The sequence below is a fragment of the Bacillus sp. FSL M7-1020 genome (assembly GCF_038050415.1).
Lineage (GTDB): Bacteria > Bacillota > Bacilli > Bacillales > Bacillaceae_G > Bacillus_A > Bacillus_A toyonensis.
Genome location: NZ_JBBOTW010000001.1, coordinates 1,591,514 through 1,608,722, shown reverse-complemented (window position 1 = coordinate 1,608,722; position 17,209 = coordinate 1,591,514). Strand labels below are relative to the sequence as shown.

Genomic DNA, 17,209 nt, shown 5'->3' with positions numbered 1-17,209 from the left:
CTAAAGATAAGTATGTGGTCCTTTTACAATTTGAATTTCTTTTTAAGCTTCTTATATTTTCTATATGAACGTCTAACAATGTTTAACATGAAATACGGTATTTTAACAGGGAGAGGCAATTTATAAATGAAAGGCAAGTAAAATGTAAAATATGCCTTTTCTAGATCTCTCCACTTACTATCTTCTTTTGTTTTTAAGAAATCAGATACATCGACTACATATCCCCTTCCGTTTTCCATCATCACATTTTTCCCGTGAACATCACAAGGAGTTAATCCTTGTTCTCTTGCATACTCTAAAGCTTCATTGATATCGAGGATTACCTGCTTAGGAATTTTAATCCCCTTATGAATAGCATCGTATAAGGTAATTTCTTTTAAACGTTTCAATACTATGAAATTTTCTCCTTTATATATAAGCCTCGAATAAGAAGGATGATTTCCGATTCTTCGGTATACTTCTGACTCTTTTTCAATTCCTTCTCCTTTTCGCGCATAAACTTTCACTACCCAACCTTTGTGTTCTTTGTGCATAAATACTGCAGCATAATTACCTGTCCCTAAACACTTCCAAAGTCTAGGAATATCTTTAACTACTACAGGCTCGAATTCATCCTCACTTCTTATGCTTACCTCTTTTAATAATTCGTCCTTTATCAATCCCACAAAACTATTTATACTCATCATTTCCACTCCGTTTTTGCTAAAAGGGGTCCCACCCCATCGCTATTAAGCTAAGAAAATACAACTACTCCAGAACGAGATTTTGTCCTAACTTGTAATAAAAATAAATCCTATTGCTATAAAAGACAACAATTTTTCGTTCTTGGAACATCATAAATATTAACTTTATAACAGTGGGCTAGTTTAAAATTGCATCAAAAACCTAATTGAAATTAAATCAGGAATGTTATTTTAACCTGCTAATTTGCAGATGAACTATTTTTTATTTCATAACAATCCACCAATATTTCTTTTAAATATTCCTTATATTTGGAGCGTAGCATTTCCGGAGGAATTATTTTAATTTCTTTATCGAAAGACAAAAAATACTGAACCAGAAAATCCATCTCCTTTTCTCCAAAAGTCACAATAATGTATTTGTTTTGTTATTCTTCTTGAAGAGACATGTTATCGTAAATGCGTTTATAGAATTGTTCAACCCCTTTCTCACTAACTTTAAAAGAAAAAGGTCGTTGTGTATTGAATTGTTTTCTATATAACGAACTAATTGTCTCTTCAGTAAAAGGAATGCTTTCCTCATCTTCATACTTTGTATATTGAATATAGTCACAACGGAAATTTCGAAATTCTTTTTTGTCTAAATCCCAACTAAAGCAATACCAATTTCTATTTGTAATTAATAATCTTAAGTGTTAAATGATTCAATGATTGTTACCATAGCTACAATCATTGATTTCTATTACCTTTTTATTCAGTATTGCAGAGAAGAGTTCTCCTAAAAAGTGCGATTCCTTTTTTTGATTTATTCCTACAAATTGGATAACTTGATCTGCCTCATGAACTATCTCTTTTTGCCTCTTTGGGGTCCCATATCAAAAAAAGAAAATTGTACGTTTGGACACATTTTAGACACAAAACATCCGATTCCTTGTACGGTAGGGGATCGGATGTTTATTTTACTGTTTTATATCGTGTACAATTTCTCGCTTACGAGGTCTGTGTAGCAACCGAACCAAATCTTACTTTAAGTATTAGTGGATATCAAAAATAGTAATGACTAATCCAGATTAACATCCATCCGATTCACAATTACATATACCAATATGTTAAATGGCTAAATAATACAAACGGTATGAAGTGAATTTCTACTCTTTTCATACCGTTTTACATTTGTTTATAAGTTTCATACGAAATTCGTGGAAAGATGGCAGCATCCCTTTTATAACCAGGGCTCAAAAGTTACCATACCTGACAAGGGAAATATTAATGTAACGCTAGTTCCTCTATTCACTTCAGATTCAATGCCAATTTTCAATCCTAATTTTGAACACAGTTTTTCGCATAGATACAAGCCCATTCCTGTACTTTTGCTGAATCTTCTTCCATTCTCTCCAGTAAATCCTTTCTCAAAAACTCTATTTATATCTTTAGTTACTATCCCTACTCCATTATCCTCTATAGTTAGTATTACTGAGTTAGTTTTCTTAATTGAGTATATACGTATCATTTGTTCTTTGTTATTTGAGTACTTTATAGAATTTCCTATTATTTGATTAATAATAAATTCAACCCATTTTCCATCACTATATACAATCTCATCAATATCTTGTATATCTAATTTTATTCTCTTATGAATAAAATCTCTATAATTTCTTCTAATTACAGTTTTTACTACATCATCAAGGTTGATACGTACAGATTTTAAATTCGGATGGTTTGCTAGCGTTTCGTTAAAGTGTTGGTCGTACGCTTTATAGGAAAAGCCCTAATTTACTTCTTCATATTCCTTCATATTTTTATAAAAGGTGTTTTTCTTTAGTTCTAACATTTCCATAAATATAACAACAGTTATTTCTCTATTCTTCCATTTTGAATGAGTTTCCTCTATGTATGTATAATTATATGTTTTATATCACTTTAAAGGATATTTCTACATTTCTATTAAAAAATCTTTAATGGGCGCCAAACTTTAAAATAAAAGTCATAATTAATCCAAAAATAAAGGAAGACATACAAGAGGTACCGCCCATGCATATCAACTTAAGAAATTGATTGTTCCCCAAAACAAAAAAACAGTACATTCTCATAAATCACTGTTGTAGTGATATGAATTTTTCGTTTTGGGATACTTTAAAATATTAGCTTGATAGGTATGGGACAGCAGTCTAATATGCTTGAATTATAATCAGTGTAAGCAGCTAAAAAAGTAATTGCTGGAATAGAAGTTAAGCATATGATCAAAAAAGGACAAACTCTCCAAGGTGAGAAATTTGTCCAAAACCATAATCTATTTGATTTCACAATATAAAATTCAATTCCGCTAGCAATCTTTCTTTTTTCATATCTCACGATTTTCACATGAGAACCCAAAATAGTGGATTAGAATAATGATTTAATACTTGCTAGTACAGTAAGGATACCTATAATAATGACAAATACATTGCTCGCTTTCCCTTTGTATTTAGCTAGTACCGGTACTTTATAGATTGCATACATCGGTAATAGACATAAGATAGCAGCTACTAACGGACCGCTAAGAGCATCAATAAGTCCAAGAATACTTGGATTTGCATAAGCAACATACCAGCATGTTAATACGACAAAAGTAAGGATGATTGTCTTAACTGTTTTTTCTCCTATATCTTTCCCGCGTGTTTGACTGGACTTGATAATCATGTCACGCATTACTTCATATGCTCCTATATAGTGTCCAAGGAAAGACTTTGTTATGGCCGTAAAAGCAATGATAGGAGCTGCAATAGTAATTACAGGCGAATTAAGCTCATTAGCAAGATATGATAGGATTGATAAGTTCTGTTCTTTTGCCATCATGAGATCATTTGGAGTCAAACTTAAGGTACTGCTCCAAACAAAGAACATAACAACAGAGAATGTCATAATATAACAAACCTTTTGTATTTGAGCACACTTGGCATCAGTAGCTTCTATTCCATAGGTAGCTCTTTGTTTCATAACAAATGATGAAATCATTGGAGAATGATTAAACGAGAATACAATGATTGGTAGAATCATCAATATCGTTCCAAAATATCCTGTTCCTGTTGAAGCAGTAGAAACATTTGAAAAACTAAGCATTGACGTATTCCACTGTGGAATCAAAGATATTGCGATAAAAAGTAAAGAAGCTATGAAAGGATATACGAGCATGCTCATTATTTTCACAGTGATATCTTGACCAAAATTTAGTATAGCGATAAGACCAAGTACTAATACAAGCGATAAAATGGCTCTTGGAGGCTCTGGCATATGCAATTGATGCACGATAAAACTACTTGCAGTATTTGTAAGTGCAACCGAATACATCAGCACGATCGTATAAATTGAAACAAAATATACTATGTTAAAAATAATACTTGCCTTATTTCCGAAATACTCTCTTATTGTCCCTGTAATCCCCTCATCAGCAGAATTAGAAGCATAAATCATTTTAGCAAGCGCCCTGTGTGAGTAATACATTACGGGATATGCCAGTATGGTAATTAGTAGTAATGATAATAAACCACCTGAACCTGCATTAATAGGTAAAAAGAGTACTCCTGCTCCAATTGCTGTTCCAAAAAGGCTCAATGCCCAGGTAGTATCCTGCTTATTCCACTTTTTAGGATCTGGATATTTATCATTTTTTACTGCTACAGTATTATCAGCTTGAAATTCTATGTTTTTTGCAGTATTCCCATTCATATAATACTTCCTCCTTGTGTCCTATTCTTACGTCTCTTTTTAGACTTAGGAATATAGATCGTTCTTGAAAAATGAATTACTTAAAAAGTGCGCCACATCGTTTATCCTTCTTCTCAGTTAATCAAAATCAAAAATTCCACTAGTCATCAACCTGATGGGTTTGTTACCACTTACAAAATGTTTCAATTATATAGTAGTATATTTTAGTGGTAATTCCCCCAATATACAGATATCCTTAGGCAAACAATAGAGAATAAATTTGTTACACTTTTCACAATATATCCGATAACTATTTATTGATTTGATTGTTTCTCTCCAAAGATTTTATTTTTAATGGAAATCCCTGTAGGTGTAGCGGCAATTCCGCCTAAACCTGTCTCTCTTAACTCGCGAGGCATCTGTCTTCCAACTCTATACATCGCTTCAATAACTTCGTCAGCATTGATGATATTGTTTACGCCGGCTAATGCGATATCCGCTGCTGCTAAAGCATTTGCCGTTCCAATGGCGTTTCTCTTTACACAAGGAATTTCTACCAAACCAGCGACCGGATCACACACTAAACCGAGTAAATTTTGTAATGCGGTTGAGAAAGCTTCAGAAGATTGTTGTGGTGTTCCTCCGGCAGCTTCTACCGCTGCTGCAGCCGCCATTGCTGAGGCACTGCCCACTTCAGCTTGACATCCTCCGTACGCTCCTGAAATACAAGCGTTGTTTGCGACTATCGTTCCAAATAACGCTGAAGTGAATAGAAAATGAATCATATCTTCATGACTTAACTGCAACGTATCTTTAATACTAAATAAGACTCCCGGGATTGTCCCACTCGCACCTGCTGTTGGAGTTGCACAAATAGCCCCTAATGCAGCATTTACTTCATTAACACCGATAGCACTTTGAATCCCTAACACCATCAAATCGCCAGAAAGTGTTTTCCTGTTTTCTCGATAATTTTTAATCTTAACAGCATCACCTCCGGTTAAACCGGTTGGAGAAAATACCCCGTCGCCCTCGATACTTTTATTTATGGCATTTTCCATAGTCGCTAAATTTCGTTCCATTTTACTCCAAACTTCTTCATAAGAAGTTTTAGTTTGTTTGATTTCCTGTTCCATTGCTAATTCATAAATTGGCTTTTGGCTTTTATTAGCTGTATCCACAATTTCTTTTATGGTCATATACATTTTTTTCACTCCTTAATGGAACTAAAGAATAATAAGGTTAGCTATATTACTTAAATTTCCCAATTCCTTCTGCGCATTACCAGGCAATAGAGAATCCAAAGCGAATGCATATAAATATTTCTTGTTATCTTCTAAACTATGAAAGTTGTTAATTTCCACATCATATTGTTTAAAGATCCTTCGTAAGACAAATTCAAAGTCAGCTCTTTCAGAAATCGCAATAATAACTGGCAATGGCCCCTGCAGATCTAAGCTAAATCCGTCAATTTCAACATGTTTGACTTCAATCAATCCACCACCGACCGAAATACCCATCGTTCTAATACTTCGACTTTCATCCTCTAAATGTACATCTGCCGTATTTGGATGACCAGCAGGACTATCACCCGCTTTTTCAATAAAGGTAATGTCAATTCCTTTAGATTCTGCTATTTTAATAGCATCTGGCACTTTGCTGTCATCGGCAGCAAATCCCAATATCCCAGCAATAATTGCAAAATCAGTTCCGTGACCTTTATGGGTTTCAGCAAATGATTCATAATACTTTACCACAACTTTTTTTGGAAGACCTTGAAATAATTTATTGGCAACTGTTCCAATAGCCAAGGCACCTGCAGTATGTGAACTTGAAGGACCTATCATTATTGGCCCAATCACATCAAAACAACTTTTGTATTTAACAATCTTTTTTTCTTTAATAGATGCTACATTCATATTCATATAAACACCCCCATAATTTGTTATTTTTAATTGCAGTTAAATCTAAGTTATTAAAATGACTGATTCAAAACAAGACCTCATTGAATGCGTTTTCATTCTCGTGTCAAATACACTTCCTTTTAATCACATACCTTTCTTAGAGTAATCATGTCAGTATGTCCAATTTTAAAAGATTACTTGCAATGTCATTAGAATTTTTGCAAAAAACTAGGTTTGATACTTTCTCTAAAGGTAATAAATTCTCTCTCGACGCCCTCATTATAGCTTGTATATTTATGAGCTCAATATTTTTTTATTTTTAGAAAGATTGAATAAACAGAATCTTGAATGAGTAATAGATTACACTTAGCATGTAGCAATTGTGTCCTTTGTTTGAAGCTGTATTAGTTACTAGAAAAGCAAAAATAACACAGAGTTCCTTTCATTAACACATTGATTATATTGGAAAGTCATTATAATGATACTTATATTGTCCTTTGTTAAAACATCTAATTTTGGAAATGAAAGCTGTTGCAATAAATAATAAATGTAGATGACAATGAATCCATTAATGAAACATAAAATCATTTATTGATATTAATAATTAATTTTGTATTAATATACATTTTCAGAAAAAAGAAACTTCTTTTTATACTCTTAACTTGAAGTACTACTTTGACAATATTCACTAATTTACACCATCGATATCTACAGTTATGGAAACCCTAATTAGATTTAAAAAGAGAGAAGAACATTTGTGAGCTCTTCTCTCTTTTTTATTTACTTAAGATTACTATTCAAATTGCTTATTGCAATTACTTTAGCCTGACTTTTATATTATAAATCTAATTTCCATACTACTTCACAAGCTGATAAAAGGAAAAAAGTATCGATTCCGTCAAAATTAAATTATAAAAGAGCTTTGTTTTCCTGTAACAAATTATTTATCCTGCTATTCATTGGCAATACACTTCCACACTTAATAAATGTTCACTTTATATCCGTTTGCAATATTTGCACATACCACACCTCCGATAATAATAAGCAATTGTAGCGCCAAACAGAGCTAATCCCTAAATTGGCCATAATAGCTCTGGACCTTCCAATGCCCATCCCCTATGATCTAGCCCCCTTTATTAATAAACCCTCGGATGTACATCAAACCAGCTGAAGTAACCATTATGGAAACAAGTGAAGCACACAAAAAACAACTCCAAAATCCAGTTTTATTGTATATTTTGGAGTTACTTGACGTTTACCTTACAAACACAAGTAGAACAGTTCAAATCAATTGAACTGTTCTACTAAGGTTATTTCATTTTTTTAACCTAATTCCATTTTGACAAATTAAATTGCAGCTTCAACAGCCACTGCTATCACAAAAACTAAATCACTATATATTTTATGTTTAACTAGTTTTATTGATTATAAGAATATTCATTTTGGTTTTGCAACACCCTCAACGTGAATACATGTACTTTTTCATACGGATATTACTTACCTCTGTAGGTTCATAATCTCTGTATGCCTAAGTAAGTGTTTTAAAGCAGTTACATCAAAACATTAATTTTAATGTTTAATGATTTTTGATATTTCCTGATATTCCCATGTTTTTGAGCTACCCGACTGGATTTTTTTTGCTAATTCATTAGCATAGTTTGTTGTTGCCGGCGCAAATTTATTACGATCCCACTGATGATTTCTAGCGATTTGTTCATCAGACAGATTATAATATGAATAAGTTACTCGTCCTTGCACATCTGGAATTGGATCATCAAAAGTTGTATCAAGATGGTACCATTTCCCTTCAATTTTCACTTGATTCCAAGCATGTGGTTGTCCATTTCCAGTTCCGGTTACAATATGAGTTTCTATTCCAGCCTCTTTTAACAATTGATACGTTAATAATGCATACCCTTGACAAACAGCAGAGCGGTTTGCTAAAGCTTCATATGCTGTATAAGCTTGGAAAGAAGTATCATAAGAAACATGCTTTACGACATAATCATGGATTACTTTTACTTTTTCGTGTTCATCCATACCAGCTTTGATAATGGAATTAATAATTGATTTCGCTTGCGCCTTTACATAGTCCGTTTGTCCTTTGGATTCACGATATGTAATCTTTACTGTAAACGTGTAATTTCCTGGAATACCACGAACGGAATATTGCGTATGCGAAATATTATGATTCAAATATTCGTTAGATTCGACTGCCTTGTCATATTCTTTAACAAGTGTATTTAGAACCTCATTAATATTAGAGTTTTGGGATTTATATGTCATCGTTATATTTTCTTTTTGATTATTAATATGAGTTTTTATTTCATTTTGAAATGCGTCTAATAGTTTCCCGTCAGGTCGTGAATTATTATTTGCAGATGTAGTATTTGGATTCCAAACACCATTACTTTCAAGGTAGTACTGTTTACCATTATCTTGGATCCAGCCTGTTTGCATCGCCCCACTTCCATTGAAGTAGTACCATGCTCCATTTACCTGCTGCCAATTTGTTTGCATCGCTCCGCTTCCATTGAAGTAATACCATACTCCGTTTACCTGCTGCCAATTTGTTTGCATCGCTCCGCTTCCGTTGAAGTAATACCATACTCCGTTTACCTGCTGCCAACCTGTTTGCATCGCCCCGCTTCCGTTGAAGTAATACCATACTCCGTTTACCTGCTGCCAACCTGTTTGCATCGCTCCACTTCCGTTGAAGTAATACCATACTCCGTTTACCTGCTGCCAACCTGTTTGCATCGCTCCGCTTCCGTTGAAGTAATACCATGCTCCGTTTACCTGTTGCCAACCTGTTTGCATCGCTCCGCTTCCGTTAAAGTAATACCATGCTCCGTTTACCTGCTGCCAACCTGTTTGCTTCACACCGTTTACATTATAGTAATTCCATACTGATCCAGTTTGTTTCCAACCTGTATCAGCACTTGTATAAGTAGCTACTGTTGATCCCATCACTGTGAGACCGACTGCCATAGCTAAAACTTTTATATTCTGTTTCATAAATCTAATATTCCCCTTCTCTCGAGCTATTTATCTATCAAACATTAACAATGAGGGCGTTGCAAAACTAAAATAAATACTCAATATTATAAAGTGACACTTTCATTAGTAGATATTACTCTCCTCACTGATTGTTAGTTGATTCAATCGGGATTTTACGAGCAGTTAATGTGGGATAAATTAGACCAACTAGCCAAAAGATGACGATGCAACTCTTTGTCTTTCCGCTTATGAAACACAGAATACATAGCCTCTTTGTTATAAGAGTTATCTTAGTCAATATTAGCGATTAAAGCAAGATTCGGCATTTATTTATCTATATAAACATATTAAACATATGGTACGTGAAATTTTTTAACGGCGCATTATGGGGAAATTCAGGTCAAATGTTATGTTAATTATACGGAATTCAGATTTATTAACCATTTTGTTGTCACTTCTGTATACTGAGTACCTGTTATAATAAGAGGTTCTTTACATTCGGGACGTTTGCTTTTTGCAATATTGACTTGATGATCTATGTCTTTCAAACAGCTTTTAATATTTAGGATTTTTTGAGAATCATATTGTTAGCGATAATAGAATGTATGTAATTACGAACATTTATGTGTTGAAACGAAAATGAACGAATATTCAAAAATTAACTTTCATATTTATAATAAATAAAGAGCACTTTTTAATGTTTTAAAAGTACTTTTAATTTGATGTTGATGTGACGTAACCTTAAGTATTTAGAAATTAAAAAAAGTCCCTTAATAATGTTAAAGGGACCTTACTCACACAAATAATCTGTAAATCAATTCATTTTTGATATACAGATCATTTGTATGATAATTTTTATAAATAATTGCTAAATAGTGAATTTACATAAATGCTTTTAGAAGTTCTTGAACTAATGGGATTGCTCCACCTATAAATTTTAAAACTGCCATTGCGATTTCCATATTATTCTCTCCTCTTTTTTCGTATTAAGATGTGGTTAATCTTTATACTCTTATTATAGTAAGCGCTTACAATTATAACAATACATTTCTGTATGCAATATTGCATATTTATACGTTTAGACAAAATTAGACCTCTATTAGTCATTCTTTAATGGTACCATAACGAGGTGAGAGTCTTTAAGGGTTCTCCTTAATAGGAGGAAATATGGAAAGAGTGCAAGAGATTGACAGTAATCTAAAATTTAAGGGTTGGGTTAAACAGGTATTAGCTGTAGGAGGAATGTTAGGGTTCTGCTACTTAGTCCTATATGTTTTCTGTTTCTTAGTTACTATGTAAATATTATACAACTAAACTAGTAGAGTCTTGCCTAGAGAGGTAAGGCTCTTTTGTTTTGTATGAGATGAGCAAACTACATACAATACCTCTCAGGTTTGTCAGATTACTCTGTATGGCGCCTTTTTTCTCTATGTTCTAGGAAACATTAACTCCTATCATTGAAAGGTAAATAAACTTCTATTTAAAAGTTTCCATTTCTATTGAAAACACAATTGTATTGATAAAAAATGTCTTTTTACTAGATACATATTAAAAAGACAGGCATAAGTTATATTACGCTTTGGTAAAACCTTTTTATCTTTGAAAAGGACTTACATCTTATTAATAGATTTGAATCCTTTTTGTATATTATATTTATATTAACATATAGATATAATATATTAAAAATAATTTAAATGCAAGAATACTAGTAAGGGTACCGCAAGTATTTTTCAAAATAACGTAAGCTATGCGGAAAAATAAAATAAGCTGCCCATATGGACAGCTCATTTACATAATTATCGTTATCGGAATTTAACCCTCTAATATTCATTCTAGAAAATATCCTAGCCAAAAACGGATGTTTAGTCGCTTTGTTTGAATTATGATTTTAGTAAGGAGTTTTGCTTTATCGCATACAGACAAAGCATTATCTTTATTTTCAATCGGATTTTCCCTGTCTTTTGATAAATCATATAGGTAGTTTAATGTCTTAATAAATCCTTTTAATGAAGATGCTATTATCCTTGGATTCCATTCACCTTCGCCATGTTCCGCAGTATATATTGGTAAATATCTTCTACTCATATCTACAAAGATAGGGTTTCCATATTCCTCCTCGTGCCCTATGACAAACCAAGACTGTCTCCAATCTCCTTTATTATCTATGCTATACCCCAATTGTTCCTTTTCTAATGCACTATTACTATAAATTATTAATCCACTATATCCAATAGATAGTTCTTTTTCTTTAAATGTGTCTAATAAATTATATAATTCGTTAATTTGTAATTTCATCAGTAGCGAGTACAAGGAAGAATCCTAACCTCGCAAGGGAACCTCCTGTTTTGTTCCGAAATGCTGACGGTATAACATATATATATAAAGACACCCTAAGGTACCTTCCTTCGACTTAAACCATCTTAATTTTAATAATATGTATTGAACTCACACCAAATATTATTGTATCAAGCTGGTGTATAGCGATTATTGGTAAACCGTTTTGAAAATTTGCGTTTTGTTGTTACTATCCCATGCCCATCAAGCTAATATTTTGAAGTATCCCCAAAACGAAAATTTTCTTCGTTTTGGGGAACTACCAATTTCTTAAGTTGATGGGCATGTATGGTGACCCCAATTAGAGAAATTTACTAGGTTATGGCTTTGACTCGGTTTTTCTAAAGAATACATCAGGATTATTCTGTCCGTTCAAAATATTTCGATTGTCACCCCAAGCATGGAGCAATGAATGGCCTGGACCTGTAATAACTTGATTGTATTCACCCATATAACAAGAAAATACTCTTGGATCAAAATTCACGAAAACCCCGCCGCTTGGTATATGATTATTAGGCACTTGAGAAAATGCAGTGCTAACCATACTTTCTTTACCTACTTTACCAACACCCTTATGAAAAGAGAAAGTTTTCATAAACACACCAAACGTTCCATTACCTATGCCGCCAACATTATTAGGATCATTAAAGCGGTTATATTGAACATGAGCTCCCTCTTTATTGACAGCTACTGATGGAAAGAATGAAAGGGGCAAATTATTGGAGATATTCACTTGAGTCCAGTTATTTCCTCCGTTTTGACTATAGGCTAAAAAGACATCGATAAAGATTGTACCTCCAATATTTCTACGTTGATTCCATACTACATAAATCGTACCATCTGGTCCTATACCTGCTTGAGGGATCTCAAACATCCTGATCACCCGTTGCTGCTCTGTTAATATAACAGGACGGAGTTCATTGGCTGGTCCGCATGGTACAACATCCGTAGCCGCTGCTGCAAATAGGCCAGCAGAGACTTGTACATTTATTGGGAAGGTATTTCCTCCATCGATTGACTTAGCCATACGAATGGAACGGTTCGCAGTATTTAGCTGAGCAAATGTGCCTGGCAAACGACTTTCATAAAAAACATATATATTCCCCGCTTTATCCACTACCGGAAAGGCTCCAAACACTGCATTAGCCCCAGCGACAATCGTTTGACTTGGAATAATAGGAGTTAATGTTACACCTGTTCCAAATTTTGAAAAACGAATTTTTGTACCTACATTAGGAGGGCCAAAGTCAGTCCATACAACATATAAAGCCTCATTTCCTGGATTATCAGCATCAGGACCTACTGTAATCCACGCTTTATCTTGATTTCCTGAATCACTAGCAGCTGGAGTCTGCCCTCGCCCAACAACTTGAGGAAGGTTCATAGTTATTGTTTTGTTTGGACTGATCGTTCCGGTTGAAACAGTGATTACACCTTCTTGCCTGCCTCCAATCAATTCATCCCCAATTTGTGAATAATAAAATACTCCATTTCTATCAACTGCTAAAGATGGATCACCAAAATTTTGACCTCCAGGATTGGCTGGTATTGACCCACCATCGGTCCAATTTTTACCTAAATCTTTTGAAAAGGAAAACCCTGAATAACTTGATGCCCCAGCTACCCCTGTGGCATTATTGGTATCATTAAATCCATACAAAATAAAATCTTTAAAACGCGCAAGGCTTGTCTCGCTTTGAGTTATATTTGGAAAACTAGCGATATCAACAGCAGGGTTATTCACTTGAACTTCTTTATCATTTGGTTTTGGTTTTGGCGGCATTTGATCACCCTTTCTATTATTTTTTTCAATATATAATATAAAAAAAACGAAAGAGTGCTTAGACTATTTAATAGATTTAAGTTTTTTTTGGAAGAGTCATTTAATCAATTAATTAGTCTTTAAACAAACCGAAAAAACCTTGCTGCTTTTGTTTCTGTACATCTCTAATGTTTTCAAGCAGGAGTGTTGGTCATATAAACATTGGTACCACTAAGTCGTTTACTACGAGGAGAATATTTCATTCCTTTCTTTTTTTCTCGTACAACGTAATTAATGCTGTCAACATACCAAAAAGAGTCCTGATTGATAAGGACTCTTTTTTGAATTTTTACAAAAGTAAACTTTTAAACACCTAATTAAAATTCTATTATCTATTTTACCACTTGGACAGATACTGGCTTCCAACCCTGATTCTCTACCCAATCAATATCAACCTTATATTTTTTATTACTTTGTTTATCTCGTATATTACCGTAAGCTTTATTATTACCATTATTCCCAATAAAATCGAAAATCAATTGGCTCTCTGGAACATCAACAGCATAAGAAATTGCTTCTTTCATCTCACTCCAATCTACTGTTCCTTCTTTAAATTTCATTTCAGGTTTTGTTCCTTGCTTTGTACCAATTGGCTTCCAAGAAGGATTAGTTTGAGAACCCTTTTCTTGAGATACCGATTTTTCTGCTTTTTGTTTCTCTTCTAACAGTGCTGCTTCTTTCTCTTCATTTTTCTTCTCTTCTAACAGTGCTGCTTCTCTCTCTTCACGTTTCTTCTCTTCTAACAGTGCCGCTTCTCTCTCCTCACGTTCCTTCTCTTCTAACTGCGCTGCTTCTTTCTCTTCACGTTTCTTCTCTTCTAACTGCGCTGCTTCTTTCTCTTTACGTTTCTTCTCTTCTATCTTTGTTGCTTTCTTTTCTTGAGCAATTGCTTTCTTTGATGTATCAGAAGGGGAAAACAACTGGTATGTCACTACACCAACTGTCACTAATACCAAAGTAAATGCAATATTAAAAATCACCTTTTTACGACGATTTTGTTGTTTTTCTTGAAACCTGCTTACTTGTCCCATTTTTTAAACCTCCGAGTTTATTTTCTCTTCTAATCTTTATGCATTCCTTATAATTCTTAATATTTTTATTAAACGATGGAAATGAATTACAATTCCCATACAAGATTTCATATCATAATAAAATTTGTGTTTTTTCAAGCATCTGACATATGTTATTCAAAAATATTTTAATACATTAAAAATTGATAAGCATCTGTTCGTAAGAAACCTTCAATTTTATTCAAAGGTGATTCCAATTACGTCCACATTAGATCTCCTGTAGAAATCTTTTTAACAATTAAGCCTCTTCTTCCCTTATTTATAATTTTCAAATTAAACTGCCCTCTATGGTACAATAAAGATGTGTTGTTTTCTACTGGGGTATGTCGTAAAATCAAAAGGGATTTTATCTCTTTTACCTTTCTCTCAGAGTAACTTTCACCACTAGGAAACTCTATTATTCCTAATGTAATCTTTAATTCGCTTTCATCAAAAATCCAATCCTTATTAAGTTCCCTTATCTTTTGTATAAAGCTTCTTTTGGTTTTTCCTATATAGATTAATGTTTCATTCTTAGCATATACTCTAGAGATTGCAAATATTCCCTTCTTAAAAGCTTCTTCTCTATTATAAAAATCATTTAAACTATACAATCCATACCATTTAATATGTACTGTTTCTATTAACCTCACCCCATTTTTAGATAATATTATAATTTCTGAATGTTCAAATTATTATGGATACATAGCCTTGATTACTTGAATTATAAATAGTGCTTTTCAATAATACATTTTATTATTACTAATTTCAATAATGAATATGTATATATCATCATGAATTTCCTATCATTTGTTTCGTCAAGTAAGGCTCATAATTCTCTTCGATAATTCTATCGTTCTGTGGTGGGAGAATTATCGAAGAGAAAATAGCGTGTCAGCCGGATGAGTTGATTTTTCGTTTTATAAATACCTTTTCTTAAAATGATATGCTGTGTGTTCGCGTATGACGTCATTTGCATAGAATGGCGCATTTTTTTGGGAAATTCGAAAATGTGAATCTCCATCATATAAGGTACCGCCACATCAACATCAACCTAAGATTGTAAAATATCCCCTACTTAAGGAATTTGTAAGTATCAAGTAAGAAAAACGAGAGCTTTGTTTCCTATAATCAAAATATAAAGTGAAGGAAGAAAGATTATTTCTGAAGTTTATATGCATGTGGAAAAAGTAGAAATCTACGGTTTTTTTAGAGTAATAATATCAGTGTGTCCAAGTTTTGGAGATTACTTGCAAATATTTTGAAGTTTTTGCACCAGGATCCTAATTACCATACCTGTTTTTTACCATCACATATTGGAGGTTAAAACATGAATAAAAAAAAGAAAATACAAAGATCTGCACTTACCTTTACCCTGCTCTTTTCTTTAGGCGTCTCATCTTTCCCGCTTACAACAACTATTCACGCAGATACACGCGAGGAACAATCTGCTGAAAAGAAACTAGTCTCTTTAACGGAGCGTACATCATTATTTTTTGAATATCTCCAGCAAGGTAAGTATGCAGAGGCACTCCAGTTGACATCTGCTGCTTTTCAATCCAAATTTACAGCAACCACATTACAAAACTGGTGGACACAAAGTGGCTGGAGCGGGTTAAAAAGCATGGGAACCCCCGTGATAAAAGAACGAAACTTGGTCCATCAGACGGTGGAAATGCCAGCAGCTACCGAAGGAACTACCATACCGCTACTCCTTAAATTTACACCTGGCGGGAAAGTAGATGAAATTGGAGAAAGACCACCCGAGGAACCTTATACCATCCCGCATCCTAGCTATGATCAACCTGACTCCTATCAAGAACGTGAAATCGTCATTGGAAATTCTACCTATCCGTTACCAGCGACATTAACGGTTCCGAAACATCATCCTGGTGAAAAGCTACCCGTAGTTGTTCTTGTTCACGGTGCTGGCATCCATGATCGCGATAGCACATATATGGGAACAAAAATCTTACGCGATCTTGCGGTGGGCCTTTCATCCAACGGAATTGCAGTGTTGCGCTATGAAAAACGCACCTTAGAACACGCATTAAAGATGAGTGCAGAACCTGTTACGTTAGACCGTGATACTACAGATGATGCCATATATGCAGCAAAATCAGCAGCGCAGCAAGAAGGAATTGATCCAAGTAATATTTTCATTCTTGGACATAGTCTAGGAGCCGGTACAATGCCACGTATACTGAGCAAAGCGCCTTCCTCACTTGTCCGAGGAAGTATCTTACTCGCACCACCTGCACGCCCTTTGACTGACATTGCCATTGATCAGTATCAATACCTTGGGAAACCAAAGGAAGAAATCGATGAACTAAAAAGACAGGTTGCTTTTATTCAGGATCCTACTTTCAATCCTGACCATCCTCCAGCTGGCTACAATTTTGGGTCACCTTATTTTATGTATGATGTTTCTAGGTGGCGTCCAGTTGAAGAGGCAAAATCACGAAAAGAGCCTTTACTCATTCTGCAAGGAGCACGCGATTATCAAGTAACAGTAAAAGATGAATATACAAAATGGCAAGAAGGACTTTCAAACCGCAGGAATGTTCATTTCAAAAAATACCCGAAATTGAATCATTTCTTCACGGAGGGTGACGGGGAATTAAGTCGTCCTAGTGAATACGAAATCCCTGCTAATGTTCCCGAGTACGTCATCCAGGACATTATTACATGGGTCAACGAGACAAAAAAATAAGAAAACATCAAAAGCCTTCATGC

11 protein-coding genes and 4 pseudogenes are annotated in these 17,209 nt (G+C 34.1%); 2 read left to right on the top strand and 13 right to left on the bottom strand.

Annotated elements, in window-relative coordinates:
* Positions 1–23: 23 nt before the first annotated feature.
* The 3 genes and pseudogenes from MHB70_RS08315 to MHB70_RS08305 all read right to left on the bottom strand — a co-directional run.
* A complete protein-coding gene (locus tag MHB70_RS08315; RefSeq protein ID WP_000026521.1) occupies positions 24–683 on the bottom strand; it encodes a serine/threonine protein kinase in 660 nt (219 codons plus the stop codon).
* 425 nt (positions 684–1,108) lie between these two features.
* Positions 1,109–1,360, bottom strand: a complete 252-nt coding sequence (locus MHB70_RS08310) for a WYL domain-containing protein (protein ID WP_224992858.1) — start codon at positions 1,358–1,360, stop codon at positions 1,109–1,111.
* Between the two features lie 542 nt (positions 1,361–1,902).
* Positions 1,903–2,373: pseudogene (locus MHB70_RS08305) on the bottom strand (ATP-binding protein); the annotation flags it as partial.
* A 507-nt stretch (positions 2,374–2,880) separates the two neighbouring features.
* Between MHB70_RS08305 and MHB70_RS31115 the strand changes: the two are divergent.
* A pseudogene (locus MHB70_RS31115) lies at positions 2,881–2,991 on the top strand (IS6 family transposase); the annotation flags it as partial.
* 71 nt (positions 2,992–3,062) lie between these two features.
* Here the strand turns inward: MHB70_RS31115 and MHB70_RS08300 are convergent.
* From MHB70_RS08300 to MHB70_RS08255, 10 genes and pseudogenes are all read right to left on the bottom strand, one after another.
* The gene (locus MHB70_RS08300; RefSeq protein ID WP_001014214.1) at positions 3,063–4,385 is read right to left on the bottom strand and encodes an aromatic amino acid transport family protein; all 1,323 of its coding nucleotides are present in this window, start codon (positions 4,383–4,385) and stop codon (positions 3,063–3,065) included.
* Positions 4,386–4,678: 293 nt separating this feature from the next.
* Positions 4,679–5,569 carry an L-serine ammonia-lyase, iron-sulfur-dependent, subunit alpha gene (gene sdaAA / locus MHB70_RS08295; protein ID WP_000282015.1) on the bottom strand — a complete coding sequence of 297 codons (891 nt, stop codon included), beginning with the start codon at positions 5,567–5,569 and terminating at the stop codon, positions 4,679–4,681.
* 21 nt (positions 5,570–5,590) lie between these two features.
* Positions 5,591–6,289 (bottom strand): L-serine ammonia-lyase, iron-sulfur-dependent subunit beta, encoded by a 699-nt coding sequence (sdaAB, locus tag MHB70_RS08290; protein WP_001056997.1) that lies wholly within the window; start codon positions 6,287–6,289, stop codon positions 5,591–5,593.
* 974 nt (positions 6,290–7,263) lie between these two features.
* Positions 7,264–7,466 (bottom strand): annotated as a pseudogene (locus tag MHB70_RS08285) (hypothetical protein); the annotation flags it as partial.
* Positions 7,467–7,837: 371 nt separating this feature from the next.
* The gene (locus MHB70_RS08280; RefSeq protein ID WP_000812373.1) at positions 7,838–9,286 is read right to left on the bottom strand and encodes a transglutaminase domain-containing protein; all 1,449 of its coding nucleotides are present in this window, start codon (positions 9,284–9,286) and stop codon (positions 7,838–7,840) included.
* Between the two features lie 863 nt (positions 9,287–10,149).
* Positions 10,150–10,336, bottom strand: a pseudogene (locus tag MHB70_RS08275) (hypothetical protein).
* 759 nt (positions 10,337–11,095) lie between these two features.
* Positions 11,096–11,578: a hypothetical protein gene (locus tag MHB70_RS08270; protein WP_000287105.1), complete on the bottom strand. Its 483-nt coding sequence runs from the start codon at positions 11,576–11,578 to the stop codon at positions 11,096–11,098.
* A gap of 343 nt (positions 11,579–11,921) precedes the next feature.
* Positions 11,922–13,385 (bottom strand): hypothetical protein, encoded by a 1,464-nt coding sequence (locus tag MHB70_RS08265; protein ID WP_001134790.1) that lies wholly within the window; start codon positions 13,383–13,385, stop codon positions 11,922–11,924.
* 371 nt (positions 13,386–13,756) lie between these two features.
* The gene (locus tag MHB70_RS08260) at positions 13,757–14,455 is read right to left on the bottom strand and encodes a YrrS family protein (protein ID WP_061530095.1); all 699 of its coding nucleotides are present in this window, start codon (positions 14,453–14,455) and stop codon (positions 13,757–13,759) included.
* Positions 14,456–14,691: 236 nt separating this feature from the next.
* Positions 14,692–15,126, bottom strand: coding sequence for a hypothetical protein (locus MHB70_RS08255; protein WP_002038451.1), 435 nt, complete (start codon positions 15,124–15,126; stop codon positions 14,692–14,694).
* Between the two features lie 677 nt (positions 15,127–15,803).
* Here MHB70_RS08255 and MHB70_RS08250 point away from each other — a divergent pair.
* Positions 15,804–17,186: an alpha/beta hydrolase family protein gene (locus MHB70_RS08250; protein WP_001035266.1), complete on the top strand. Its 1,383-nt coding sequence runs from the start codon at positions 15,804–15,806 to the stop codon at positions 17,184–17,186.
* Positions 17,187–17,209: the final 23 nt, after the last annotated feature.